The following is a 25,864-nucleotide window of genomic DNA, read 5'->3' as shown; positions in this document are numbered from 1 at the left end:
CTTCAAGGCGCTTTTTCGTAAGATGCCCGGGTTTTCGCCGGACTTTCCCTTTTAACTATTTTTATTTCTCGTTTCATCAAAAATCTGATACTCGCCGACGATTTGAATTTTTCCGCCGGTCACCTGGACAAAAGCGTCATCGCATAACGCCAGGATCGGCGCAATCCGGCTGGCCTGTCGGATTTCTTCCCGATGCTGCGCGCTTGCCAGGTTGAAATGGGGTTCCAGACTCATCGGAACCAACCCTAATCCATGGTACTGTGTCAGCTCCGGGACATTGTCCAGCTCATGCCTGGCCAACACGATCTGATCGCCCATGTTGATCGCACCGGCACTCATTCCGATCAGAACGGCTGTCGTTGTTTTCAATTTCTCCCGCAGCCCGATTCGTTCAAACGAGGCATGCTGAGACAGCGTATCCCCGCCCGCCAGCCAGATCACGTCGGCCTGTTCCAGAACCTGACCGATTTGAGCCAGGGGCAGCCGATCGTCCAGAATCGTCAGCGTCTGAAAATGAAATCCGGCGGCGGCGAACATGTCCATGATCTTCCGGGCATATTTTTCATTCACTTCGGCCTTGTCAAATGAAGATGCGGCGAAAACAAAATGTTCCTGCCTGACGATCGTTTGCTTCAGTGCTGTGATAAAAGCTTCAGGGAAGCCGTTGGGAAAGTCACTGGTCAGAAAATAAGTCTGCATTCTCAAATCCTCCTGAAATTCATAATTTCAATGCTCTGTGGCTATTTTTTGTTTTTTAAGCTTAACGCAGGGAAACGGAAGTGACCCCCCGGCGGATCAGCGCTTCGTTCTGATCGTAAAAATCCCGGTCAAACGTTCCCGTTACGGTATAATTCTGAGCCTGACCTTCAAAGAACAACAGCTGCAGTCTGACGCTTTCGCCTTCCCTCAGTATTGCCAGCCGGCCGCGGCCGCCCTGTTTCAAAGTAACAAGTTGATCTTCAGAATCCGCCAGCGGGAACGTCCAGGTGGGTACGCCATATTGATAAATCATCCTGAGCGAATTCCGACCGGAGGGATCGCTGAGTGTCAAACCAAAATTCGGCGGAATTTCACTAATCAGCGGGGTATGGATATTCTGATCGCACACGCAGCTCCAACCCGCCGGTAGTTCGATCGAAAATTCCGGATCTCCGAACGCTTCCGGTTTAAACACGCATCGTTTTTCCAAGGGATGAAAGAGAATACTGACGCTCAGCACCATCGCAATCCCAACGGGGCAGGCTTTCATTAAGCGGGAAATCATCTTTATTCTCCTTTACGGATTGCGGCGTGAATTTGAGCCCGGATTTCCGGCATCCGCCGCAGCTCAAAATCGGGATGGTCCTTCAGCCATTTCCGGTTTAACGGCGATGGATGAGGAAGCGTAAAAACGGGAATTCCCCGGAAGTCCTGCGTCTGAAAGATTAAGTCTTCCAGTGAAAGTTCAGGAAATAACCACTGCGCGGCATAGCTGCCGATCAAAACGATCCGCTGCGGCTGAACAAGCTCCAGCTCCCGCCGTAAGTACAGCTCGGCGCAGTGCTTCGGCGGTCGGAGATCACCGCTGCCCTTCGCTTTGCCTGGATAACATCGGGCAATCGAAGCGATGTAAAACAGCCGCGGATCATAAAACTGTTCGTCTGTAATCTGATACCATTCCTGTTTCAGCTTTTTCCCGCTGGCATCATTAAACGGCAGCCCGGTTTCCATGACGCGCCGCGACGGAGCCTGGCTGATCTGAAATATTTTAGAATCCAGACTGCCCTGAAATATTGGATGCGGTTCATCCTTCATCAGATTCTCACAGACGCGGCAATGCTGCAGCTGCGTTTTCAATTGTTCAAAGCTTTCCAATCTTTCTTCCTTATTCATAGTCTATATCCTGTTCTCATTTATTTTATTATACCACGGTTTGGGTCAACATTATCCGCTCGTCAGCTCAGGCTCCAAGGGGAATTTCATTGCAAAAGCAGAGGGAAAATGCTTTAATTCAAAGAGAGGAAGACCGCTGAAGCAGAGCAAAGAATCCCGGGGAATTCAGCGGCAGCCGATCATCATTTTTCATTTTGAGAATAGCTAAACAAAGGAAACCGACGATCCATGAGCCATAAGCGCTAAAGGATGTTCATTCCTATCAGTTCAGACGTTAGAGATAAGGAGAAAAAAAATGAAGCCAATCATTAAAATCATGAGTGTTGCCGGGCTTCTGCTCGGTTTCCTGAGCGGCTGCCAACAAGTTCCCGAACTGGAATCGGAATTTATTCTGAAAGCGGCCAGTTTCAATCAGGAGGACACCGCCATCGCCAATCAATTTGGATGTTCTGAGAAACCTCAGGTCTTTCAGTTCGCCGCGGACAGTACCGTCCAATCGCTGCATTACACGGTGTATAAGTTGAATCAGGGAGAATGGGAAGTCCAGTGGACTGGCGATCAAAGTTTATCCGGAACCCGCGGGCGCATCGCCGTTTATAGCGACAGCTTGCCCGCCGGCTACACTCTGATCCTGCAATGTGACAATATCTGCGTAAAAGATGAACTGCGGGTCGACGATCCGGATTTTACGATGCCGGAAGACACCGTTCTGTCAACCGCATCCCTGAAGCAGGAAATTCCATTTCAATTGAACGAAGAGATCCCTGTCATTCTCCAGCGGATTTCCACGGAGAATGATACAATTCTCGTTGACTTAGAACAGTTTTTCAAGCCTGATACCTTTGCCAAACAGGATGATGTCTGGGCGCTGACGCTGATTTTCCAGGGTTCCGATCATTCCCTTCAGCTGCCTTCAAAAGAATAACCTTAGGCGGAGACTCAAAAGTAAAAACGTAAGTGAAAACGATCCATCGTTCCTTCTGAACGATGGATCATTTAAATTTCTTTACTTGTCAACAAATGTTCCGCGATGAACTTGCCGACGCCGTCGTGATCGTTATCGTCCGTGATAGCATCCGCGGCGCTTTTGGTTTTCTCGCTGCCGTTAGCCATGACGACGCCCATCCCGGCATTCATCGTCATGTCGTAATCGTTGTCCGCGTCGCCGAAGGTGCAGAGCTCATCCATCGTAAAACCATGCAGCGCCATAATTTCTTTCAGGCCCTGCGTTTTTGATACCCGCGGATCCATGTATTCAAACAAAACGCTGGCCGTGATCAGTCCTGCCGACTTGGTTTTCGGAACGGTAAACGTATGACTGCGGGCAACGACCCGTTCCATCGTTTCCGGATCGCAGACAATCATGACCTTCGGCCGCGGCTGATTCAGAAATTCTTCATAATCGACCACATGGTAGGGAATATGATCAACCCGGGAAAGCCTCTGGATGAGCCGGTCATCTTTAGGCGCATACAATTCTCCCTGCCAGGGAATCGCAAAGTTCACATCAAGATCTTCATAATGCCGGATGACCTGGCGGATAACGTTCCCATCCAGCGGAAAACTACTTTTTTCCACATTCAGCTGAAAATCCGCGATTTCCGCACCGCCTGTGCCGACAATGGCATCGACGAGTCCGCCAATACCCCAGCGTTCCAGTTGATTTTTAACACTGTGCACATCGCGGCCGGTCGCCAGACCAAACAGAACACCCTGTGCTTTGATTTTTTTGATTTGTTCGATGGTATAGGGAGAAACGACTCCCTGGCTGTTCAGCAACGTTCCGTCAACGTCGCACATGATTGCTTTGATCGCCATTTTTCTATTCCTCTCTGATTTTACAGTCTTCATCATTATAGAACAAAAACCGGGGAATGCGGACATGGATTTGTAAAATCAACAATCAGAACGCTGAAAATTTCCTTGTTGTCTTTTAGATTCCAATTTTCGGGAAGCCCTGAAACTTAACCGAAAGTTAACAAAAGTCCGGCTTGACGCACCTCCTCGCATGGTATAATTGAAAAAAGAAAGAAGAGGAATCCCATGTATCAGATAAAGAATTTTCAGGATAACGACGACGTCCGCACCGTTGATCAGCTCGGCCCGTTTACCGTCATCGAATATCTGCGCGACCTCAGCGTTATGCCCGGCTCCGCTATGACCGCTTATTATTGCAATGAAATGAATGTTCGCAAACGGCAGGTTCTGTGCGATCTGGGGCAGGCTGATATCACCATTCAGGCTGGCGCGATGCAATGGATGGTCGGCGACGTTAAAGCGACAACCGGCGTTAAGGGCGTCGGCGATTTGTTAGGGAAAGCAATCCGCGGCAAAGCGACCGGTGAATCGGCGATCAAGCCGGAATACACCGGCAGCGGCACCCTGGTGCTGGAACCGACTTACAAACATTTAATCTTGATGGATGCCGCAGAGTGGAATGGTTCTGTCGTTCTGGACGATGGTTTGTTCTTAGCCTGCGATTCCCGCCTGCAGCATAAAGCCGTGATGCGCTCGAATTTCTCCTCCGCGGTAGCAGGCGGCGAAGGTTTGTTTAATTTGAGCTTGAACGGTACCGGCGTCTTCTGTATTGAATCGGATTGTCCGAAAGAAGAATTTGTGGAAATCACGCTGAAAGACGACGTGCTGAAGGTTGATGGCAACTTTGCGATTGCCTGGAGCAATTCACTGCAGTTTACCGTGGAGCGTTCCAGTAAATCCTTGATCGGTTCCGCCGCTTCCGGCGAAGGACTGGTCAACGTTTACCGCGGTACGGGAAAGGTTTTATTAGCGCCGGTCACGAAACTTCCGCTGTAATTCAGTAAATACAAAAAAGGCGGAGTCTGAGCTTCCATCCCCTTCCGATCCGGAGATACCGGATCTTTTTATATCCGCTGACAAAAGACGACTGTTTTTTCCTTCTGGGATATTTTTTTCACTTCATAGCCGTAAGCCAAACTGTTTTTCTTATAAGAAAGGAAAGCATGATCAATGGGAAAACCCAGTATTTCTTCGATTTCGGCAAACGTTAATTTTAAAACCGGTACACCGCTTTCCTGAACGCTTCGCCACAGTTTTTCAACCTTATCCATTACATCTTCTCCTCGCTGACAGGAAAATCCGACGATTGGAAATGGCTGTAATAGCGGCCGCTCTCCGCCGTAAATTTCAGAATGACACGCTTTTTCAGCTCCGTCGTTTCCGTTGTCTCCTTCTCGTTTCCCCCCGCGTCTTCTAAAATTTCTTCCCGCTCATCGCCAAGCATGAGCCAGCCTTTTAAGCAGACGCCGCGGTAGAAACGTTGGTCCATGAAGTAAAGACTGGCCGGACAGGAACCGGTCAAGGGCGTCAAAGCGAAAGCGGTGGGATCGATGTCAAACAAGAACTCACGAATGCCTTCACGCCGCAGCGGCTGCGGTAACGTCTGCGTTTCCGGATATCCCTGTTCGTCAATGAAGCTGCATACAGCATAACCGGCGTTGTCCGCCAGCTTTCCAATCGTTTGTTCCGGATTTCTGATCATCGTTATTTCTCCTTGTTCTCGATGAATTTCTGCATCGGCCTGTCCTGATTTTCCATTTTCGCTTTCTGCGTGTACTTCTGAATCATTTCCGTCTTCGCCGCGGTGTAGCCGTCGCGATCAAAGCGGTAAGGACCAGCCAGCCGCTGCTTCAGCTGCTGATAAGCCTGAGCGGCTTCGGGATGATTGATCAGATAATCCCGGAAAAACAGCTCGTCATGATCGCCCGGACGACGCAGATGCAGATGGAAGACAGACGGCGCAAAGCCCTGCGGCGTATATCCTTTGTTGAAAGCCATCCGGTTTTCCGACTGACTCATGCACAAATATCCCGCATCCAAAAGGATGGTTTTCAGGACCTCCCAATCCGCCTCCCCTGTCGTTTCCACCAAAATATCCACAATCGGCTTTGCCCAGATCGTTCCGACTGCCGTGCTGCCGATATGCTCCATGCGGACAATCCAGTCTGCGGGAAGTCTGTTTTTCAAACCGGCGGATTCATCGGCATACATCATCGGCCATTCCGGGCGGGGCGGAACAAGCTCGATCGGGAACCGCCGCCATAGTTCTTCCAGCGTCATTTCAGCTAAGGCTTTCGGCATGAACTTCCTCCTTTCTTCAAAGTCCGCTGCCTGCGGATCTTTCGGGCTATCATCAATCGGATCTCCTTATTTCTGAACTTTAGCGGGCTTTCCTCCCGCTTCCGTCAACGCGAAGCTTTCCTGGATCCGTTCCTCAATTTCCGGATCCGGAAGCGTTCCATCAAGCACCAGCGTGAGCCAGTGCTTTTTATTCATGTGATAAGCTGGATAACAGCCCGGTTGATCAATGTATTCATTGAGCCTTTCCGGCCGTGTCTTCACGACCAGAATGTCCACAGAGCCCTGCCGTTGAGGATCCAGCTTCCGGCTGTCGATCGTCATCAGAACGCCGAACCATTTCAGCGTCGTTTTGTGACGCAGCGCGGCGGAATCTGCCGATCCTTCCCAGAGATATTCCGGCTGCACCGCATAGCGCTCACGGATATACCCGATAATCCGGCGAGTTTGTTCCGCCTGGAACTCGTCGGTGATAAAACAGGTTGAAGCTATCTCGGCCAGCTTCTGTTCACAGCAGCGGCGCAGCTCCGTTACGAAGTTCCCCTGCGCAGACTCGGATTTGATCAGGATGTATTCCTCCTGGGTGATCGGGTCGATGACCGTGTAATCAACCTGTCCGGTCTCCGTCACGATAACCTGAAGCAAAAACTGATTATCCAAAACCGGCGTTTCCCATAAAAACCGCCCCTCAGCAGGATGGAAACCATACGCTCGCAGTCGTTCAGGCACCGGTTTTTTAAAATGAAATAAGGTTTCGATCTCAATCATTTCCTCCACTCCCTCGTTTTACTCCGCGGATTGTCCCGAAAAGTTAAATTCCGACAGTTCTTCTTCCAACAAATTATCGATCAGTTCCTGCACGGAAGCGACGCTGTGCGAAGCGCTTTGGATTACCCGCGGTTCCGCCAGATCGATGCAGTAGCTGTGCGGTGTTGTTTTAAACATGGGAATATCATTCTCCGAATCGCCGACGACGATTAAATCATCCTGCCCGATGTTATACCGCTGACACAATTCGGAAATGGAGATGCCTTTCGAGCTGTTTAGCGGGCCGATATCGATCATATCCTGATCGCTGGTCGTAATGATCCCCGGATAATTTCGCTGCGCCAGCGTTTCCCGGAAGGCATCGCGCTGATGTGGCGGCACAAAAATTTGAATGCGCTCCACACCGTCCTCCGGATTCATTTCCTCCAGATTCGCAATTTCGATGGAATCCCAGATCCCGTCATACGCCGCTACACCGCGCGGATACCGGTCGTTGTGCGACCAGATCCATTGATTGTGATATCCGGTGGTGACGCTGACATTTAAATCTTGATCGCGCACAAATCGGCACAAATCGATGTAAACGCTGCATGGCAGCTGTTTGATTATTGTTTCGCCATTCACCAGCCGGACGGCGGCGCCGTTGCCGCCGATGAAATGAACATCGAAGCCCAGCGCTTCCCGAATTGCCGGATAATGATGCAATCCCCGTGCTGTGGCCACCGCGAATTGATGTCCGCGGTCAACCCAGCGCTTAACCGCCTTGAAGTTTTCTTCCCGCTGATGAGGATTCAGCGACTCCTTTCGCGGGTATAACGTCCCGTCTAAATCCGAAATTAATAGTTTCATCGCTCTTTCCAGTCCGGTCTCAGCGTCCGTATTCACGGTACTCCGCCGGTCCTTTCTCTCGATATATCTATATAGATATATTCTAAATAGAATATACTACAATCTTGAAAAGCCGTCAATTCCTTCAATGCAAATTCCGTAAGTTTTGTCATTCTATTTCTGTTTTTGTATAACTGGCTGGCTGTGAATTCTTTAGTAACTCTGCCATTAATGTCAATCAAACTTTCTCTACGAAATGCTTCGGATATTGATCCCAATACCCGTGGTAGACATGATTCTCGTTTCCATCCAGATTAAGCTGATACATTCGGAATGTGACTAAAATGTTTTTCGGCTGCCACATTTCTTCATAGGAATATTGATAACGCATCCCGACCGCCTGCATAACCCAGCCGCTGTGCGGATTATTAACGTCATGGGTCGCAGTGATATACGACAGTCCCTCTTCTTTAACCAGTTGAATCACCGCCCGGACCGCTTCGGTCACAATTCCGCGCCGCCAGAATTCCTTGCGTAATCCATACCCCAGATCGTAACCTTCCCTCGTGCTTACACAGACATAGCCAATCGGGATATCGTCGCTTTTCAGGCAAATCGCGTAAGCATACCCTTGCGGTTTGGCATATACCGATAGAAAGTGTTTCTCAAAAAAAGATTGAGCGTCAGCCGAACTTGCCAGCGGATACCACGGCAGATAAGTATTGACCTCCTGATCACTGAAAATCGCATAGATTGCCGAAATATCATTTTCTGTGAATTTTCTTAACCGCAGACGTTCTGTTTCCAATTCCGGTGTATTCATTCTTTTCTTCCTCCGTTATCCTCTCGCCACTACTCGGTTTGATTTCATTATACGCAAAAATTCTATAAAGCAAAAATATTCTTTTCCCCAGAGCCTGCTTTCTTGCCTTATCAGAACTTTTTCCCGTCGATAGGGACGGAGTTTTTCCGACAGCCTCACTTTTCAAGATCTGCGTTTTCAACTATTTTCAACATTGAAAACAGGATTTATAGAAAAAAGGCCGGATACCTTAAGTATTCGACCTATTCATAAGCAAATGGTGTCCTCTTAGGGACTCGAACCCTAGACCCACTGATTAAGAGTCAGTTGCTCTACCAACTGAGCTAAGAAGACATATATATCAACAGCAAGATTTTAGCAAAATCATCTTATCACACCTGACGGTGGAATGCAATGTTTTGTTGAAAGCTTCCTAATTTTCAAGGGCTTTCTCTTGCCGTGCTTTGATATTATATTCCAGCGTCCTATGAAATGCAAGCCTTTTTTTGCTTTTTTAAAAAATTTATTACTCCCATCCTTTGAAAGCGTAAACGCAGGCTAATTTGCCATAAAGGCACTCATCGTTCACCAGGCCCTTACTCCGCTTATCCCCGCGGTAAGGGATTTATACGACTTCTATATTCTGCAATCTAAGTCTCTCTTGGATGCCTGATCTGCAGTCAAGGCCTGAACGCTTGTGAGGGCATGCCCCGCATAAAACAAAAAAGCCCTTGCGGACTTTTCATTTTTAATGGTGACTCGTACGAGATTCGAACTCGTGAATGACGCCGTGAAAGGGCGCTGTGTTAAGCCACTTCACCAACGAGCCAAAAAAAATGGCGCCTAAAACAGGGCTCGAACCTGTGACCTAACGGTTAACAGCCGTTTGCTCTACCGACTGAGCTATTTAGGCGTTTGCTTAATTATAATATCATAACCCTTTATCCTATGCAAGCACTTTTTTTCGTTTTTTTTAAAATTCCGGTTTTTTTCAGTTTCCAATTTCTAACATAAACAAGACCTGCCGGATCGGCAGGTCTGTCTTCATTTCAGAATTGTGTTAAATTCACAACCCATTTTTCTTTTCGCACTAATGAATAAGCGATGACCAGCTTCAGGATATCCGTCATCTGACCAATGACGTACAGCACCAGAATATCGACGCCGGTAAAATAGGTGAAGCAGCAGATCAGCGGAATATTCACCGTCCACATATAGCCTGAATCCATAAACAACGTGGAACGCGTATCCCCGCCGGCACGCAGAATAAAGTAGCACTGCGTGTTGCCCATATAAATCCAGAACATCACCGACATGATCCGCAGCACATCCACCGCGACCTGCTTGGCCGTCGGGGATACTTGGTAGAAGTGCGGAACGACAAACGAGGAACCAAACATCAGGATTGCGAACAACAGTGAAAGCATGACGCTGAAGCCCAGCAGCTGATAACCATGATCCCGCGCTTCATCCAGCTTGTTCGCGCCCAACGGCTGCGAGACCAGAACGGTCGTGGCCGCGGCCATGCCGCCGAATAAGACAAAGAAGATATCGCCGATCGTATTCGCGATTGAATAACCGGACATGACCTCCGGGCCACGTGTCGCGTAGAACTTGAACAATGTCGCCATTCCCAGCGACCACATGACCTCGTTAAGCGCTAACGGCGCAGCCTTGATCAGAATGCTGCGGGCCAGCTGACCGGAGACATGAAACAGCTGCGACAGCTTGGTTTTAAACGGCAGATCCAGTTTTGACAGCACAATCAATAAGACAGTGGCTTCCAACACCCGGGCGATCAGCGTCGCGATCGCCGCGCCCTCAACGCCTAAGCGCGGAAAACCAAAATTACCGAAAATCAGGCAATAATTCAGTACGGTGTTCGTCAGCACCGCCCCGGCGCTGATCACTAACGGAATCTTGGTTTCACCCACCGCCCGCATCGCGCTGGAAATCCCCAAGGACAACGCCATCGGCAAGAAGGTAAAAGCCGCAATCCGCATATACGCGCTGCCCAGCTGGATGATCACCGGGTCGCTCGTAAAGAAATGCACGATTCCCTCCGGCGCTAAAATCCCCAGAATGAAGAAAGGAATCATGATCGCATACGCACTTAAGATCGAGAAGCGGAACGACTGCTTCATCCGTTCCTCATCCCGCGCCCCGAAGAACTGCGCGATGAAGATCGCTGCGGCAGCCAGCACGCCGTTAGTCCCATAGGTCGCGATGATATAGAAACGGTTGACCGCCGCCACGCCGCCCAGCGCCGCATCCCCCAGCTGGCCGACCATTAAATTATCGACAAGGTTAACCGAACTGGTGATCAGCTGCTGCATCATCAGCGGCACCGCCACGGCCAGCGCCAGCTTATAAAACTGCCGCGTACCGAAAAACTTCGAGAATCTTTTTTTCATTTTCCCTTCCTCCCTCTTTAAAATCAATGGTATCAGTTTATCATATTTTTCAAAGAAGATCATCCTTCCCTTGATGTAAACAGAAAAAGCCGCGGTTTTCAGCTTTCTTTCGCTTCCTCCCGCTGCTTCTTTCCGTAATTTATATTGCTTTTAAACTGAACGTCCGTCTTTTCCAGACGTTCAGCCTTCCAGATCCTTCAGGAATTGATCGCACGCCTGATCGAAGCTGGAATAAGTCTGGATTCCATTCGCTTTTAAGCCGCCGATCACAAACGCGTTATAACCGATCGGACAATCCAGACCCGAGGCCTGATTCCGCCCGATCCGGGAATCGGAATACACCGGATACAGCTGGATCGGCTTGCCGCTCAGCTTCTTTTCCAGAAGAATCCCCAGCGCCATGTGGCTGCCCGTATCCTCGTTCGCCAAATCCAGGAACACGTGCGTCGCTTCGCACTGGAAATGATAATCAGCTTCAAAGATCGCTGCCGGCGTCGACGCGCCGCCTTCGTTTAATGGCAGGTCGATCGGATTGACGATTTGAACATCGACATCCCGTTTTGCCAGTTCCCGGCGCAGCTGTTCCCCTTCCTTCCGGCGCTGAACCTGATCCGCTTCCGTAAACAGCGGACCAACAAGATAGACCGTGATCATTCCTGGACCTCGCCTAACGCCCAGTCGATATAACTCTGCATTTCAGCAATCGTTTTCAGATGGGCTTCCCCCTTGCCGCGGTCGTGACTGCCCAGTGCCAGCACGCGCAACAGCACCGGATGATCGCTCTGGTTGTTTTCCTGCAGCTTCGCGGCCATTTTCTTGCCATGATACGGCGGTACGTTGTTATCGCATTCACCGGTCTGGATATAGGTTGCCGGATAATCCACTGCCTGAATGTTGTGGTATGGGGAATAGGAAAGCATCAGCGGGAACAGCGCCGGATCCATCGGATCGCCATATTCCGTGATGTACATCGGACCGCGGTCGTCGTTGCGGAAGCGGATCATATCGGTATGCGGCACCGACGCGATGACGCAGCCCCACAGATCCGGCCGCATCGTCAGCAGCGCGCACATCAGCAGACCGCCGTTGGAACCGCCGCAGATCGCCGTTTTAGCCGGGCAGGTCCAGCCTTCCTGTTGGATGCGCTCGGCCGTCGCGATGAAATCGGTGAAGCAGTTTTTCTTGTTCGCCAGACTTCCCCCTTCATGCCAACGGGTGCCGTATTCGCTGCCCCCGCGGAGGTTGATGCTGACATAGATCCGACCCTGGCTGACCCAGTCGACGATGTCCAGATCGACGAACGGATTATTATAGGACGGCAGGATCGCGTTGTTATAGCCGCCGTAGCCATACATCAGCGTCGGGGTACAGCCGGTCTTTTCCAGCCCCTTCGGCATGACGACAAAGGCTGGAATGCGCTCGCCGTCCGGAGCCTCGGTGAAGATCTGCCGGACTTCGATATCCTCCGCCGTCTTCGGATTCGGCTGATACAGCACTGTCAGCTGATCGCCGGTCAGTTTCAGCAGCATCGGTGAATGGACAAACGATTCAAATTCAAGAATCAACGAATCCGATTTCCGGATCGCCCGTCCGTTCTGCATGGCCAGCGTACACGCGCCTGAAGCGCTCGGCAGCGGCAGATCACAGACCTTCTTTCCGTCGGCGCCGACCACCCGGACTAACGACGCCGCATCTTTTAAATAGAACAGAACCAGCTGATCCCCATGACGGATTGCGTCTTCCAGCTTCATTTCACATTCCTCAACCAGCGTCCGGCCTTCCGCCAGCGTCTGACCTTGCTTCACGGCGATCAAACGTCCCAGCGGCGCTTGGGCCTGGGTCAGGAAAATCAGCTCCCCGTTCAGCGTATCGACATAGGTGAATGCACCTTTCAAGTTCTCGCTGACGGAGAGAAATGCACCGTTGTCCTGCTGCACAAAGATCACGGTATCGGCATAATTTTCCATCACTTCCGCAACGACCGTGGCCCCGTCGGCTGAGCAGGCCAAACGCACCAGCACGGCATTTTCATGATAATCAAAACAGGTTTGGATTTCATTCGTGTCGCAGTCGTAGCAGCGAACGTGATTGACATTCAGCCCCTTTTCCGGATCGGCGTCAGCGTCGGAATACAGAATCCGGCGGCCGGTCTTATCCCACAACGAATAGAAAATCCCGTCCAGTTTGCGGATCAGTTTGTTTTCCTTTTGATCGACAACCAGCACGCACGGACGGCCGGCGCCGTCTTCCAGCCCGGTATAATAGATCAAATCAGGATCCGTAAACGACGGATTGGCGGTGAACACCGTGATTGTGTCCGGAATCAGGCTCAGATCCGCTTCCCGGATTTCTTTAAACTCTTTGTCTAAAACGACCAGCGTGCGCGTGCCGTCCTGATTGGCGCGGGTCGCCCAATAGCCCTCCGGCGTTTCTGTGACCGCGGAATAGCTGGCATAAAACGGGCGCGCCTGCAGCTGTTCCTTTTTTTGAGCATAGCCCGGCAGCGTGCTGAAGAACTGGTCGGTCAGCGCGTTTTCCGCGGCAACCCAGTTCAGCACCGCAGGATCCTTCGGCTGTTCCAAGCCAATATACTCATCCTTCATCGTCACACCGAAGCGGGTTTCAGACCAGTCTGATTTTTTCCATTGCGGATAATTCATAATTCTGTTTTCCTCCTTGAAATTTCGTTGATCTCATTGTACCACAATGCGCGGAGAATGAGCATCCTCAACCGCAGCTCTGCGCGCCGTCATCGTTTCTTAAGAAACATGTCATAGTCCTTCACAAAGCGTCATGGGGAAGTAAAGAACTTAAGATCTTTTCCTTTTATACTGAAAGTGACAAACAAGTCACCGGAGCGGCCATGGGAAAGTCATCTTCTGGTGGCATAATAAGGGAAACTTCAAGGAGAGTGAATTGTATGAGCCGACGCCGGGTTACCGAATTTCTGCCTTTTCTTCTGCCGCTGCGCAGAAAACAGAAGATTTGGTGTTTTTATCAGAAAATGAAGCATGACGGAAATCGTTATGCCCGCAGGCAGGCCGAAGAACGGCTGCCTTATATCCAGTATGAATGTACCCAGGGATTGATCAATCCTGACAGCGGGTATGATATTCAGTACCAGTACAACAAAGCGCACAATCTGAAGGTGGTCTCCCGCCGGATGCAGCAGCTGATCATCGAGCCGGGCGAGGTGTTCTCGTTCTGGCAGCTGGCGCGGGGCGCCGATCATGATGATCCGTATCGGCCGGGTCTGGGTCTGCACGATGGTAAAATCGTGCCGGTTCATGGCGGCGGACTGTGCTTTATGAGCGAGCTGTTATATTGGATGGTTCTGCATACGCCGCTGACGGTGATTGAGAAGCATCCGCACCTGGTCATCTCGCTGCCGGCCAATCCGAATGCGGAAATGCCGGCGGGCATCGATGCGACCATCCAGGAGGGGTGGAGTGATCTGAAATTCCGCAACGATACGGATCAGCCGTTCCAGCTGATTCTGGATTTTGACGAGGATTCCGTCCACGCGCAGTTCCGGTGCGCCCAGCCGCCTTGTTACCGTTACGAGGTGACCGGTTCCGCACTGGTCTACTCCCGCAAAAAAGGGAAGATTTACCGCACCCAGGACATCAGCCGCACGCTTTACGCCGCAGCAGACGGCGAGCTTGTGCGCGAAGAAGCCTGTTACACCAGCCGCAGCCGGATCGATTATCCGCTGCCGCCGGAAACTGAAATTACCGAGGAGGACTAAACCATGAACAAAAAATTAAACGTCGCCGTTTTGTTCGGCGGCTGCAGTGACGAATACAGCGTTTCTTTACATTCCGCGGCCGGGGTGCTGCGGGCTTTGGATCCCGAGCGGTACACCGTGGTGAAGATCGGCATCGATCCTCAGGGCGATTGGTTTCTCACAAGCGCAAGCGCCGCGGAAATCGAAGCGGATCAATGGCATACAGCGTCGGATCAGCGGCTGCGGCTGACGTTGGCGCGCAGGAATTTTGAATTGAAAGATGAAACGGGAGAAGCCGTGGACGTCGACGTGTTCTTTCCTGTTCTACACGGGCGTAACGGTGAGGATGGAACGCTTCAGGGAATGTTTGAACTGTTCCACATTCCTTTTGTCGGATGCGACATGGACGCTTCTTTGTTAGGCATGGATAAAGCGCTCAGTCATCAGCTGGCGCGGCAGAACGGAATCGAAGTCAGTCCGTTCGTCGTCTTCGCTTATTCTGAAATCGATCTAAAGCGGGAATCACTGAAACGGCTGCATCTGCCCTGCTTCGTTAAACCGGCCCGCGGCGGTTCCTCGATCGGCATCACTAAGATCAACACCTGGGAAGAACTCGACGCCGCCTGTGCCTGCGCCGCGAAGCATGACAGCCGGATTTTAATTGAAGAAGCCGTCAGCGGCGAGGAAATCGGCTGTTCTGTACTGGAAACGCCGGACGGACTCGTTCTGGGCGCAGTCGACCGGATTCATTTGAACAGCGATTTCTTCGATTATGAAGAAAAATATGTCGATACCCACGCGCAGGTGGAATGTCCGGCGCAGCTGCCGGATTTCGTCAGCGAACAAATGCGCCGTCTGGCACGGAAGCTCTGGGAAATTCATCATTGCCAGGGACTGGTGCGCGTGGATTGTTTCCTGACCCCGGATCAGCGGATCTTGTTCAACGAGATCAACACACTGCCCGGCATGACTGCGACCAGCCGGTACCCGCGCATGATGGGCCAGGCAGGAATTTCGTTCGAAACCATTCTGGACACGTTGATTGAAGAAGCGCTGCGGCGAGGGAAAAACGCATGAACTGCGTACGCCTTGTCAACCGGGAACATCGCCTGGAAGCCGACGAATCCCGCTGGACCCGCGAGCTGGTCTGGATTGATGAAAATACTCAGCTGCAGCCGGTCTGCGCCCGGGCTTTAAATGACTGGATCACGCATTGCGGCGGGGAAGCGGAAGTGACGTTCGTCAGCGGCTGGCGCAGTTATGACCAACAACGAACCATCATGACCGAAACTGAAAACGAACGGGGCTGGGATTACGCGCATCAGTTCGTCGCCGAAGTCCGGGCCAGCGAACACCATACCGGACTGGCCATCGACCTGGGCATCGCCGGCAAGGATCAAGATCTGATCTGTCCGGATTTCTCCGGCCCCCTGGCGGATCGGATGCGGGAATGCGCCGATCAGTTCGGCTTTATTTTCCGTTATCCCAAGCACAAAACGGAAATTACCGGAATCAGTGAAGAACCCTGGCATTACCGCTACGTTGGACTGCCGCATGCGCAAATCATCGCCGATCATGACTGGGTACTGGAGGAATACGCTGCTTTTCTTAAAGCTTATACCCAGGCCAGGCCCTACCTCTATGATGACGGACAACGCCGCTGGCAGCTGTGGACGCAGCCGCTGGCCGAAACATTTCCGCCCACTGAAAACACGTCGGTCGAAAGCTCACAGCTGGATGAATCGACTTGCTTATTCGTCAAAGCGCTGGATCCTGATCCGATTCCGGAAGGCCGGGACCGGGCCTGGGTCGAGCTGGACGGAATTGCGCTGCGGCACAATTTGACGGTCTTGAGAAAAGCCATGGCGCCGCATCAGGAAATCATGGCAGTCTTAAAGGCGAACGCTTATGGTCATGGCCTGGAGCCGACCGCAGATTTCCTGAGCCGGCAGGGCGTCCGGCATTTCGCCGTCGCCACGATAGAGGAAGCCAAGGTGATCCGGGCAATCAATCCGACCGCGGAGATTCTGATCTTAGGCTATGTTCCTCCGCAGCGGGCGGCAGAAGTATCGCGTCTGCGGCTTTCCTTAACCTTGACCAGTTACGATCAGGCCTGTCAGCTGGATCAGACCGGCTTCACGATCAACGCGCACCTGCCCATCGACACCGGAATGCACCGTCTGGGCGAAGCCGCGGAGGACCTGGACGCTATTGTGCGTTACTATTCGCTGTCCCATCTTCGGATTACCGGCCTTTATTCGCATCTCTATGAAGCGGATAACCTGGACGCGGAAGCCGTTGCGCATACGCAGGCTCAGATCGACCGGTTTTTCCATGTCGCAGACGCTTTGAAACAGCGGGGAATTGATCCCGGCCGACTTCATCTGCAGGGCAGCTATGGATTTCTGAATTATCCTGAACTGCGGTGTGATCTGGTTCGTTTTGGAATCGCACTGTTCGGCTGCGTTGCCCCGTTCCGTTCCCGGATGGAGCTGGATTTGCGGCCTGTCGCTTCCGTTCACACCCGGATCGCAGCCTTACGGTCTTTAAGAAAAGGTGAAGGCGCGGGCTACAATCATGCCTGGACCGCCCCTTGCGATACAACCATCGCGATTCTTTCTATCGGCTATTCCGACGGCCTGTTCCGCAGTTCCTCATTCCAGGGCGTCGAGGTTTTGATTCACGGCCAGCGGCGTCCGTTGATCGGCGCGATGTGCATGGATCAATGCCTGGTGGATCTTGGTACTCTGCCCGCAGCAATCGGCGAGGAAGTCGTCGTGATCGGCGTTCAGGGAAGCGAATCCATTTCCGCGCTGGAAGTCGCCGAAAAAACCGGAACGATTGTCCCCGAAACGTTAAGCATGCTTCGCGGACGAATGCCGCGCATTCTCGTTTAATCCGCTGCTTTTACCCAAAGAAAACTCGCAGGCCGCCGGCTTTGTCCTGATGGAATTCCTTCAGAGCCCGGTGATCGTGCGAGTTTTTTTATTTTCTGTTTTTTCTGATTTCCATGTTTTTTGATCAAGCTTCCAGATCAGGGTTAAGCCCATCGATCTGGCGGACTCTGACCCGGCGGTACATGGCAATGCTGAAAAGCATACATATTGCCTCGGAAATCACAAACGCCAGCCACAGCCTGTTCAGCCCGCCCCAGGTGGAAAGCAGCCAGGCCAGCGGCAGTACCAGAATCAGCTGGCGGCCCAGCGACACCCACAGCGAAAGCATCCCGTCGTCCAGCGCCTGGAAAATCGAGCACAGCACGATCGACACCCCGGCAAACACAAACGACAATGAGATGGTTTTCAGCGCCGGAATCCCAATTTCCAGCATTTCAGCGGAAGCGTTGAACATTCCCAATAAGGTCTGCGGCGCAAGCTGAAACAAGAACGTTCCCAGTGCCATGATCACCGCAGCGGCGATCAGCGAATACCGCGTCGCCTGGTAGATCCGCTGTTTTTTCTGCGCACCGTAATTATAGCCCACAATCGCGATCAGCGCGCTGTTCATTCCCATAACCGGCATAAAGATGAATTGTTGAAGCTTGGCGTAAACGCTGTAAACGGAAATCGCCAGTTCTGAATACGGCATCAGAATCATGTTCATCCCCAGCGTCATCACCGAAGCGACCGACTGCATGATAATCGCGGGGAACCCGACCGAATAAATCTGACGGCAGGTTTCCAGCGAAAAATGGAAATGATGCAATCCCAAGTGGATAAAGGGGATTTTCTTATGGATGATCCAGGCGCCCAACACCATCGCCAGGATCTGTCCGGTTACCGTCGCGATCGCCGCACCCGTGATTCCCATTTCCGGCAGCCCGAATAAACCGAAGATGAAAATCGGATCCAGGATGATATTGACCAGCGCCCCGATGCCCTGCATCACCATGTTGTAGATCGCGTTGCCCGTCGCCTGCATAATCCGTTCCATGACGATCTGTACGAACACGCCGAAGCAGAAGACCGTGACGATCCCGATATACTGCGCCGCCTGGGAAGCGATCGCTTCGGATGTGGTAAACAGATCAGCGAACATCCGCGCCCCGCTTAAACCGAAGAGCGCAAACACCGCCGAGCTGAGCAGCGCCAGGATGACGCCGTGCTGACCAGCCTGGTTTACCGCCTCCATCCGGCCTTCGCCTAAGCGCCGAGCCAAAAGTGAATTGACGCCGACCGCCGTGCCGACCGACACCGCGATGATCAGCATCTGAATCGGAAACGCGAGCGATACCGCCGCCAGCGCGTCCTGCGAATACCGTGCGACAAACATACTGTCGACAATGTTGTAGCATGCCTGGATCAACATCGAAAGCATGATCGGCAGCGACATCGTCATCAACAGTTTCTTCATCGGCATCGTCCCCATTTTATTCTCCATCGTATTCCTCCTTCAAAATAAAAAACCACTCTGTGTTTTTTAGAGTGGTTTTGCCTCACTGATTTTTTGATTCCTTTTTGATCGGTTTCGCGGCGCTCTTTGCCGTAACCCGTGGTTAGTTTACGCTTTCCACGTCCGCTTGTCAAGCAGATTTATTTCCCCGGATCCGCTTAGTCCGTCTGCCATTCCTGTTGGCGGGCCCGCCAGAATTGCCGGTCTTCCTCGGTAAGGGGCCGCAGCACACGGCAGGGATTGCCGGCGGCGATCACGCCGTCAGGCAGATCGCGGGTGACCACCGAACCGGCGCCGATCACCACGTCATTGCCAATCGTCACGCCGGGATTGACGATGACATTGCCGCCGATCCACACGGAATGGCCGATCGTGATCGGCTTGCCATACTCCAATCCGGTATCCCGGACCTCCGCGCTCAGCGGATGCGCCGCGGTATACAGGCATACCCGCGGTCCCAGCATGACATGATCGCCGATTTTAATGGAACACACATCGAGAAACAGACAGTCATAATTCGCGAAAAAATGATCGCCAATTTCAATCTGCGTACCATAATCACATCGAAACGGCGGCATGATCACCACGTCTTCGCCGACACTGCCCAACAGCTCCTGCATCAGCGCCTCGCGTTCTTCTGTCTGATCCTCCTCCGTCATGTTATAACGCCGGGTTAAGCGCAGCGCACGCCGGTGTTCTTCGGCTAACTGCGGATCCTGCGCCGTATACAGCTTTCCCGCCAACATTTTCGCTTGTTCATTCATCGTTGTTTTACCCTTTCTTCACTTTCCTTGTAAGCTTATTGTAACGAAAGACTCCGTTGAAGAAAAGTGCCAAGATTATCTTATTTCCCTAGGTTTTCCTTTTTGTCGCCGGGTGAGTATCCTGACTTCAAGTAAGAAACAACGTTCTATTCGAGTGGATCCTCCCCTTGAACACGTTCATTTTAAAAGTCAGTGTTGGAGAAATCATCCTCCTCGTCCAGCATGACATGCGATTCCTCGTTGATCTTCTGCATCGCCAGGGCCAGCCGCCGCATAAACGGTTCGCGGTCTTCATCTTCAAAGGCTTCCGCCATCACGGCCGCAAAATGCATGATGATCGCATCCGCCTCTCCGCAGACTCGCCGGCCATAAGGCGTCGTCTTTAAATGCAGGCTGCGGCGATCCTTCTGTTCGACCTCCCGCTCAACAAAATCATTGCGCACAAAATAGCTGACAATCTTCGTGACGTTCGATTTCGACATCCGGAAAACCGCGGCCAGCTCGCTTGGCTTTACGCCTTCATGCTTTCGAATATATTCCAGCACCTTTAAATAATGAGGGTTAATCCACTTTGCGATCTGTTGATCGATCGACTGCGTATATGTCGTGCATAACGCAGAAAGCAGCACATAATATTGTCTTTCTTTCGCTTCCATCCGCAGGCCCCTTTCCTTTCTCTCATTGTACCGCACATCCGAAAAAAGGAAAATCCCCCTTGTATGAATCCCTGGGATTTCCCCTTCCTTTTCCATGTTTCTGTTTTTACTCTTGAACAGCGTCCTCACCGGCTAACGTTGCCGGTTGAAAGGCGTACACAATCTGGTTGCGGCCTTTTTCCTTCGCTTGATACAAGGCCTTATCCGCTTGTTGATAAAGCGTCTCAAACGTACTGTCCGCGCTGGCGCCCGCGCAGCCGGCGCTGATGCTCAGCCGTTCGGCCGCCGACAGCCGGATATCCTGAATCCGCCGGCGCAGATCTTCGCAGCGCTGCCGGACATTCTCCGGTTCGCTCTGACGGATATACACGAGGAATTCATCGCCGCCCGGCCGTCCGACAATTTCGCCGCTGAACACTTCCTGCAGAAGCTGGGCCACCTGCCCCAGCACCTGATCGCCCGCCCAGTGGCCGTAGGTATCGTTTACCTCTTTAAAATGATCGATGTCCAATAAAATCAACGCGCCGGCCTGCGGCCTGGCTTCCAATTCCGCTTCCACTTGTTTGCGCGAGGTTTCGGCATTGAGAATATGCGTCAGGCTGTCGCGCTCCGCCTTTAACCGCAGCCGCTCTTTTTCTTTGACCTGTTCGTCAATGTTGTTCAGCCGGCCGATCACATAAACGCAGCGTCCGCTCTCATCCGTGATCGTCTGCATCGCGATGCGGAACCAGTGCGGCTGTTGCTGAGGGTCGTTCAGCGTGATCTCCCGGATCGCTTTGCCGCCGCTTTCCATCTTTAACAGCCGGGCGATTTCCTGCTTGATCTTTGTGCATCGGAAATCCTGCTGAGGCAGCTCACGCACCTGCGCCGCTTCTCCCTTTTGTCCCGCCGCGGGATCAAAGATCATCAGCTTTTGCGTTTTAATATCAAATTCAAAAAACATATCGTTGACCAACTGATACACCTGGAGATGTTTTTTCAGTTCCAGCGAGATCTCACGATTCATTTTGGACCGCTGATGTCCGGCATAAGCCAGCACAGCGATAATAAACAGACCGACGCCGCTGATCAGCGTGACGGCGGTCAGCGAATTCTCGCGGATAAAATCAGTCAGCGTCATCGTGTGATGGAACACGGTGTTTTTGTAAATCAGCGACTGAGCTTCCTCATCGCTGGTCGCCAGGATAACCTTATTTAAAATCGTCAGCAGTTCCTGATTGCCGCGGTTGGCGACGCCGAAACAGATCTCATGCGTCTGCGCGGTCAGCGGAATCAGCCGCAGATTGTTATATTTCGGCTGGTTCAGATAATACTGCGCCGCATACCCGTCGGCAATGGTATAATCCGTTTTCCCATCATAAACACTTTCCATGCAATCCTGCATAGAAGCATACGCCCGGGTCAGACTGGTGTCTTCACTGCCTGTAAACCAGCTGTTTTCGCTGATCGCCATCACCTTGCCGCTCAAATCCGTTTCGTCGATGTATCGGTTTAAGACCGCGACATATTGAGAATTCAAGTAAACCCGCGTCATTCCCAGATTTCGCTGCTGGGCGGAATCATAGTCGTAGGTCATCCCGGCGATCATTTCCACTTCGCCCGCGGCCGCCATTTGATCCAGCTGCGCCGTCGAGTCCGCCGGAACAAACTCAAACGCCAGCCCGGTTTTCTCGCTGATCGACCGCAGATAATCGACGGCGATTCCAGCCGGCTGACCCTGATCCTCAAATTCCAGCGGCGGATAATCGCGCAGATAGCCCACGCGCACGCTCTGCGTCTTATCAATATACGCTTTCTCACTGTCGGACAGCACAAGCCGGTTGGTTAAATTTCCGAAATACTTTTCTTCCAGTCGCGTTGAAAAGTAAGGATCGGATTGTTCAATGCTTTGCAAGGCGTAGTTCAATTCTTTGATCAGCCCGCTGTCGTCCTTCTTGGAAGCGATAAAATAATACGGTTTAGGCGCAAAGCGGGCGATTGTCCGCAAGCCTTCAACCCGGTCGGCGCTCGTTTTCAGCACCGCGTCGGCTTCGTTGTTCTGCAGCAGTGCCCGCACGTCGGCGTAGTCGGTGTAATAAACAAATCGGGGATTCACCTTGTTAATTTCGCAGAATTCCAGAAACTCATTTTTCCGGGCCACCGAATTTTCATGAACAGCGACTGTCAGATCTTGTTCGATCCGCGAATCAATCACGATATCCCGCGTATCTTCCGCCGAAACCTGCAGCACGGTTTCCACCATGCCGTAGCTGTAGGCCGAGTAATCATACCGTTCTTTCATGGATTCGGAATACATCATGCCGCCCATTAAGTCGATCGATCCCTCCGCCACCTGATCCATCAGCGCCAGAAGATCCTCATCGCGGTTGGAGCCGATTACAAATTCATATTCCCATCCCGTATACTGCGCGATTTCCTGTAAATATTCGTAGGTATAACCGCTCATTTTGCCATCTTCATCAATTTGCGTCAGACCCGCCTGAATCGGATAGGCAATCCGGACGACACGTTTTTTCTGAGCCTGCACGGCAGGAAAATCCCACATAAAAAGAAGCAGAAGAATCATTCCGATTTTTCCCCAGAAATAAATCTGTTTTCTCCCCGTTGTCCTCACCGGTTTCATTCCTTCACTCCTTGCCCGCGAATTCAGTATTTCTTATTCTGCGATTTAAAATCATATTCCAGACTTTTCCAAACCGGCTTATCAGCCCGTTTATGATAGTTATAATTTTTTATCCTTAATAACTTTTAGTATAACAAATTTTTCGTATTCCGACAATCCATACCGGGATCCCCCGCTCTCGTTTTAAGTAAAAACAGCGGTGTTTCAGTGTTTTAAGGAATTCCTTATATTTTACCCTGTCCGCCGTTCTCCGAATCAAGCCTCTCTGCCGCAAAAATCACAGGGGATCCGAACAATTTCCGCAAAGGCTCCCCCCTTCCGGGTTATTCCCCCTCGCTGCTTCCCTGTTAAAAACGGTTTGGTTTTATCAAGCTTCGGCGTCAGTTTGAGCATTCCTGCTTCCTCTTTCATTTTTCCAGAACTCCCGCTGCCAATAGCTTCAAGTCATGGTGGCAACGTCCATGCCCGATATTGTAAAGGAAGCTTCATAATTTAAGATAGGTCGCGGTGTATTTTATTGATATAATAAGGCCAGACCTGACCACGATGACCGCCTGGCGGTTGAAAATGCATGCGAAAGGAGACTTATGAAAACTCGTTTACGCCGTCTGATGACGCTTTGTTTATGCCTTGTCCTGATGGGGACAAGCGCCGCTTTCCCTCAAAAGCTTCTGGCTGAATCCCCCTCCGCTTCCGATGTCATGAACGCCGTTTTTGACACACCCTACCGCCACACGCTGCAATCCGATTACGCTTCGATCCGCCGTTCCACGCTCAGCGAATGGACAGACACCGTGTGGCAAAACGATGTATTGGACGCGAAAGTCACTGTAGGGGCTGGCAGTCAGCCCCTGGAACAAGCCGCAATCCGCAGCAGTGATTTCATCAATGGCAAACACCGCATCAGCGCCGAAAATATCGATATCCGCTGGCTGCAGGAAACACTCGCCAATATCGGCAGCGCTCATCCGGAAGCGCCGGTTGCCGCGTATCCTGACGTTATCCACCGAAGCGGAACAACGCGCATTGAAGCCGGACAGCTGAAATCCGCCTGGGTTTCACTGACGATTCCCAAGGATGCCGTCTGTGGCGTCTATACGGGAACGCTGGAGGTCACTGCCGCCGGGCAGCCCCCAACAACGCTGACGCTAACGTTTGAGGTTTTGGATCTGGCCGCCCCGGATCCGCAGGAAGGCGCGACCCAGGTTGAGCTGTGGCAGCATCCCTACACGACTGCCCGCTACTATGCGGTAACCCCGTTTAGCGAGGAACATAAAAACTATCTGCTCGATCAGCTGTCAGAATACGCCAAAATGGGCGGCCGGGGCGTCATCGCCACGATCGTGGAAGAAGCCTGGAATCACCAGTCGTATGACAGCGACCCGTCGATGATTCACTGGACAAAAACCGCGGACGGCTCTTTCAGCTTCGATTATACCGACTTTGATCAGTGGATCGAGCTGGCAATCCAGGCCGGCGTCCTCGATCCGCAGACCGGCCGGGGACAGATCAAAGCTTACAGCATCGCGCCCTGGGGCAACATTGTGACGGTTTATGACGAAACCAGCGGCACGTCCCAGCGTCTGACATTAACGCCGGGCAGCGAGGAATGGCGGACCGCCTGGACAGCATTCCTGGAAGATTTTATGCGTCATACGCTTGAGAAAGGCTGGTTCGATCTCACCTACATCGCCATGGATGAGCGGGAAATGGAAGTGCTGCAGCCTTGCGTGGATCTGATTGAAGGGATCCGCAGCGAAGCTGGGAAATCCTTTAAAATCTCCTCAGCGATGAATTATTCCAGCGGCGATGATTATGCGTTTCTGGATCGAATCGACGACATCTCTGTCAGTCTGATCAATGTCAACGAGAAATCGGACGCGATGCGCAATCTGGCCCGGCATCGTCAGGAACAGGGCTTGTTGACGACGATTTACACCTGTACCGGACAATATCCCAGCGCTTATACTATCTCCGACATGGCCGATACCGCCTGGACGATGTGGTACACCATGAAACAGGGAACCGATGGTTTCTTGAGATGGTCCTGGGATGGTTGGAATGAAGATCCGCTGACCGACGTCTCCTACCGCACATTTGAGCCGGGCGATCCGTGGCTGATCTATCCTGCGGAACGAGATTCAGCCGATGAAAGCTTTTATGAGTCGCCGCGCTATAAAATGTTAAAACAGGGGATCCGGGATATCAACAAAGCCAAATTTCTTCAAAGCTTATCTGAGGAATCCGAAACAGCCGTAACGCAGCTGGTTCAGTCGCTGAAGCGGCCCAAGATGAAAATCAACCGCTACGGCAGCGCGACCTACGCCCGCAGCTCCGACCGCGAGCTTGTGCAAAGCGAAGTGCTGCGGATGCGAGAAGGACTGAACGACATTGCGAGATCATATATACAATCAAGAGTAATCCCGGTCACTGCCATCCAGCTGAAAACGAAGAACATCTCGCTGCGCAGTGGGAAAAGCACACCGATTCTGCTTGAACCGGTTCCCCATAACGCCAATCCCGTGACTTGGATTTATAGCAGCAGCGAGGAGACCGTCGCGCAGGTCGATGAGACGGGCACCATAACTGCCAGTCAGTCAGGAACAGCCGTCATTACCGTCCGGTGTCCGCAGAACGATCAGCTTGAAGCAAAAATTACTGTCACCGTTTTGGATCCCGCACAGGCGCCGCGTAAACGAGCCGCCGCGTCATCGGATTTATCGGTTTTAAAACAAAAACTTGCAGAGCTCTTTTCGCTGGACGAATTTCATCATTTCTGACCCGATTGGAATTTACAACCGTAAGACATCTCTGATTTTAAAGTGCAGCCCCGGCGGTTGCCAAAAGACAGGGGCTGTGACAAATCAGGAAAATAAGAAGAAGCGATAAGCTCACAGCCATT

Annotated in this window: 24 protein-coding genes and 3 tRNA genes; 6 read left to right on the top strand and 21 right to left on the bottom strand. The window is 51.8% G+C overall.

Annotated features, from left to right (window positions below):
• Positions 1 to 51: 51 nt before the first annotated feature.
• From DWY25_RS12035 to DWY25_RS12025, 3 genes are all read right to left on the bottom strand, one after another.
• Complete coding sequence (locus DWY25_RS12035; protein ID WP_117895426.1) at positions 52 to 699, bottom strand: Type 1 glutamine amidotransferase-like domain-containing protein; 648 nt, start codon at positions 697 to 699, stop codon at positions 52 to 54.
• A 61-nt stretch (positions 700 to 760) separates the two neighbouring features.
• Entirely contained in the window at positions 761 to 1,264 is a 504-nt protein-coding gene (locus DWY25_RS12030; RefSeq protein WP_117895425.1) for a hypothetical protein, read from the bottom strand.
• Positions 1,265 to 1,266: 2 nt separating this feature from the next.
• The gene (locus DWY25_RS12025; RefSeq protein ID WP_117895424.1) at positions 1,267 to 1,872 is read right to left on the bottom strand and encodes a uracil-DNA glycosylase family protein; all 606 of its coding nucleotides are present in this window, start codon (positions 1,870 to 1,872) and stop codon (positions 1,267 to 1,269) included.
• 295 nt (positions 1,873 to 2,167) lie between these two features.
• Between DWY25_RS12025 and DWY25_RS12020 the strand changes: the two genes are divergently transcribed.
• A complete protein-coding gene (locus DWY25_RS12020; protein ID WP_117895423.1) occupies positions 2,168 to 2,797 on the top strand; it encodes a hypothetical protein in 630 nt (209 codons plus the stop codon).
• A 71-nt stretch (positions 2,798 to 2,868) separates the two neighbouring features.
• Here DWY25_RS12020 and DWY25_RS12015 read toward each other — a convergent pair whose 3' ends face one another.
• Complete coding sequence (locus DWY25_RS12015; RefSeq protein ID WP_244925973.1) at positions 2,869 to 3,690, bottom strand: Cof-type HAD-IIB family hydrolase; 822 nt, start codon at positions 3,688 to 3,690, stop codon at positions 2,869 to 2,871.
• Between the two features lie 225 nt (positions 3,691 to 3,915).
• On the opposite strand from DWY25_RS12015, the gene DWY25_RS12010 reads away from it, so the two are divergent.
• The gene (locus tag DWY25_RS12010; protein WP_117895422.1) at positions 3,916 to 4,686 is read left to right on the top strand and encodes an AIM24 family protein; all 771 of its coding nucleotides are present in this window, start codon (positions 3,916 to 3,918) and stop codon (positions 4,684 to 4,686) included.
• A 68-nt stretch (positions 4,687 to 4,754) separates the two neighbouring features.
• Here DWY25_RS12010 and DWY25_RS12005 read toward each other — a convergent pair whose 3' ends face one another.
• The 12 genes from DWY25_RS12005 to DWY25_RS11950 form a co-directional block, all read right to left on the bottom strand.
• Positions 4,755 to 4,961: a hypothetical protein gene (locus tag DWY25_RS12005; protein ID WP_117895421.1), complete on the bottom strand. Its 207-nt coding sequence runs from the start codon at positions 4,959 to 4,961 to the stop codon at positions 4,755 to 4,757.
• Positions 4,961 to 5,392, bottom strand: a complete 432-nt coding sequence (locus DWY25_RS12000; RefSeq protein ID WP_117895420.1) for a pyridoxamine 5'-phosphate oxidase — start codon at positions 5,390 to 5,392, stop codon at positions 4,961 to 4,963. Before DWY25_RS12000 ends, DWY25_RS12005 begins: the two co-directional genes overlap by 1 nt.
• A 2-nt stretch (positions 5,393 to 5,394) precedes the next feature.
• The gene (locus tag DWY25_RS11995; protein WP_117895419.1) at positions 5,395 to 5,991 is read right to left on the bottom strand and encodes a GrpB family protein; all 597 of its coding nucleotides are present in this window, start codon (positions 5,989 to 5,991) and stop codon (positions 5,395 to 5,397) included.
• A gap of 66 nt (positions 5,992 to 6,057) precedes the next feature.
• Entirely contained in the window at positions 6,058 to 6,756 is a 699-nt protein-coding gene (locus DWY25_RS11990; protein ID WP_117895418.1) for an MmcQ/YjbR family DNA-binding protein, read from the bottom strand.
• A gap of 18 nt (positions 6,757 to 6,774) precedes the next feature.
• Positions 6,775 to 7,605, bottom strand: coding sequence for an HAD-IIB family hydrolase (locus DWY25_RS11985; RefSeq protein ID WP_147336690.1), 831 nt, complete (start codon positions 7,603 to 7,605; stop codon positions 6,775 to 6,777).
• 217 nt (positions 7,606 to 7,822) lie between these two features.
• Positions 7,823 to 8,407 carry a GNAT family N-acetyltransferase gene (locus tag DWY25_RS11980; RefSeq protein ID WP_117895416.1) on the bottom strand — a complete coding sequence of 195 codons (585 nt, stop codon included), beginning with the start codon at positions 8,405 to 8,407 and terminating at the stop codon, positions 7,823 to 7,825.
• A 257-nt stretch (positions 8,408 to 8,664) separates the two neighbouring features.
• Positions 8,665 to 8,740, bottom strand: a tRNA-Lys gene (locus DWY25_RS11975).
• A gap of 398 nt (positions 8,741 to 9,138) precedes the next feature.
• Positions 9,139 to 9,215 (bottom strand) — tRNA-Glu (locus tag DWY25_RS11970).
• An 8-nt stretch (positions 9,216 to 9,223) separates the two neighbouring features.
• Positions 9,224 to 9,299 (bottom strand) — tRNA-Asn (locus tag DWY25_RS11965).
• 136 nt (positions 9,300 to 9,435) lie between these two features.
• Positions 9,436 to 10,800: an MATE family efflux transporter gene (locus DWY25_RS11960; RefSeq protein ID WP_117895415.1), complete on the bottom strand. Its 1,365-nt coding sequence runs from the start codon at positions 10,798 to 10,800 to the stop codon at positions 9,436 to 9,438.
• 180 nt (positions 10,801 to 10,980) lie between these two features.
• Complete coding sequence (locus DWY25_RS11955; RefSeq protein WP_117895414.1) at positions 10,981 to 11,454, bottom strand: hypothetical protein; 474 nt, start codon at positions 11,452 to 11,454, stop codon at positions 10,981 to 10,983.
• The gene (locus DWY25_RS11950; RefSeq protein WP_117895413.1) at positions 11,451 to 13,460 is read right to left on the bottom strand and encodes a prolyl oligopeptidase family serine peptidase; all 2,010 of its coding nucleotides are present in this window, start codon (positions 13,458 to 13,460) and stop codon (positions 11,451 to 11,453) included. Before DWY25_RS11950 ends, DWY25_RS11955 begins: the two co-directional genes overlap by 4 nt.
• A 260-nt stretch (positions 13,461 to 13,720) precedes the next feature.
• Here DWY25_RS11950 and vanW point away from each other — a divergent pair, with 260 nt between their 5' ends.
• The 3 genes from vanW to alr are packed head-to-tail and all read left to right on the top strand — an operon-like array spanning position 13,721 to position 17,424.
• Positions 13,721 to 14,548 (top strand): glycopeptide resistance accessory protein VanW, encoded by an 828-nt coding sequence (gene vanW, locus DWY25_RS11945; protein ID WP_039864629.1) that lies wholly within the window; start codon positions 13,721 to 13,723, stop codon positions 14,546 to 14,548.
• A 3-nt stretch (positions 14,549 to 14,551) separates the two neighbouring features.
• Positions 14,552 to 15,604, top strand: coding sequence for a D-alanine--D-alanine ligase family protein (locus tag DWY25_RS11940; protein ID WP_117895412.1), 1,053 nt, complete (start codon positions 14,552 to 14,554; stop codon positions 15,602 to 15,604).
• Positions 15,601 to 17,424 (top strand): alanine racemase, encoded by a 1,824-nt coding sequence (gene alr / locus DWY25_RS11935; protein ID WP_117895411.1) that lies wholly within the window; start codon positions 15,601 to 15,603, stop codon positions 17,422 to 17,424. Before DWY25_RS11940 ends, alr begins: the two co-directional genes overlap by 4 nt.
• A 124-nt stretch (positions 17,425 to 17,548) precedes the next feature.
• On the opposite strand, the gene DWY25_RS11930 is transcribed toward alr, so the two are convergent.
• The 5 genes from DWY25_RS11930 to DWY25_RS17755 all read right to left on the bottom strand — a co-directional run bounded on the left by DWY25_RS11930 (position 17,549) and on the right by DWY25_RS17755 (position 23,373).
• A complete protein-coding gene (locus DWY25_RS11930; protein ID WP_117895410.1) occupies positions 17,549 to 18,907 on the bottom strand; it encodes an MATE family efflux transporter in 1,359 nt (452 codons plus the stop codon).
• A gap of 170 nt (positions 18,908 to 19,077) precedes the next feature.
• Positions 19,078 to 19,683 carry a sugar O-acetyltransferase gene (locus tag DWY25_RS11925; RefSeq protein WP_117895409.1) on the bottom strand — a complete coding sequence of 202 codons (606 nt, stop codon included), beginning with the start codon at positions 19,681 to 19,683 and terminating at the stop codon, positions 19,078 to 19,080.
• Positions 19,684 to 19,865: 182 nt separating this feature from the next.
• Positions 19,866 to 20,339, bottom strand: coding sequence for a MarR family winged helix-turn-helix transcriptional regulator (locus tag DWY25_RS11920; RefSeq protein ID WP_181981806.1), 474 nt, complete (start codon positions 20,337 to 20,339; stop codon positions 19,866 to 19,868).
• Between the two features lie 106 nt (positions 20,340 to 20,445).
• Entirely contained in the window at positions 20,446 to 22,962 is a 2,517-nt protein-coding gene (locus tag DWY25_RS11915) for a transporter substrate-binding domain-containing diguanylate cyclase (RefSeq protein WP_117895407.1), read from the bottom strand.
• 255 nt (positions 22,963 to 23,217) lie between these two features.
• Positions 23,218 to 23,373, bottom strand: a complete 156-nt coding sequence (locus DWY25_RS17755) for a hypothetical protein (protein ID WP_181981805.1) — start codon at positions 23,371 to 23,373, stop codon at positions 23,218 to 23,220.
• Positions 23,374 to 23,549: 176 nt separating this feature from the next.
• Here DWY25_RS17755 and DWY25_RS11910 point away from each other — a divergent pair, with 176 nt between their 5' ends.
• Positions 23,550 to 25,742 carry a glycoside hydrolase domain-containing protein gene (locus tag DWY25_RS11910; protein ID WP_244925972.1) on the top strand — a complete coding sequence of 731 codons (2,193 nt, stop codon included), beginning with the start codon at positions 23,550 to 23,552 and terminating at the stop codon, positions 25,740 to 25,742.
• Positions 25,743 to 25,864 lie beyond the last annotated feature (122 nt).

The organism is Holdemania filiformis, assembly GCF_003459085.1.
GTDB lineage: Bacteria > Bacillota_I > Bacilli_A > Erysipelotrichales > Erysipelotrichaceae > Holdemania > Holdemania filiformis.
The sequence above is the reverse complement of the archived record's forward strand: the minus strand, read 5'-3'. Positions and strand labels throughout refer to the sequence as shown.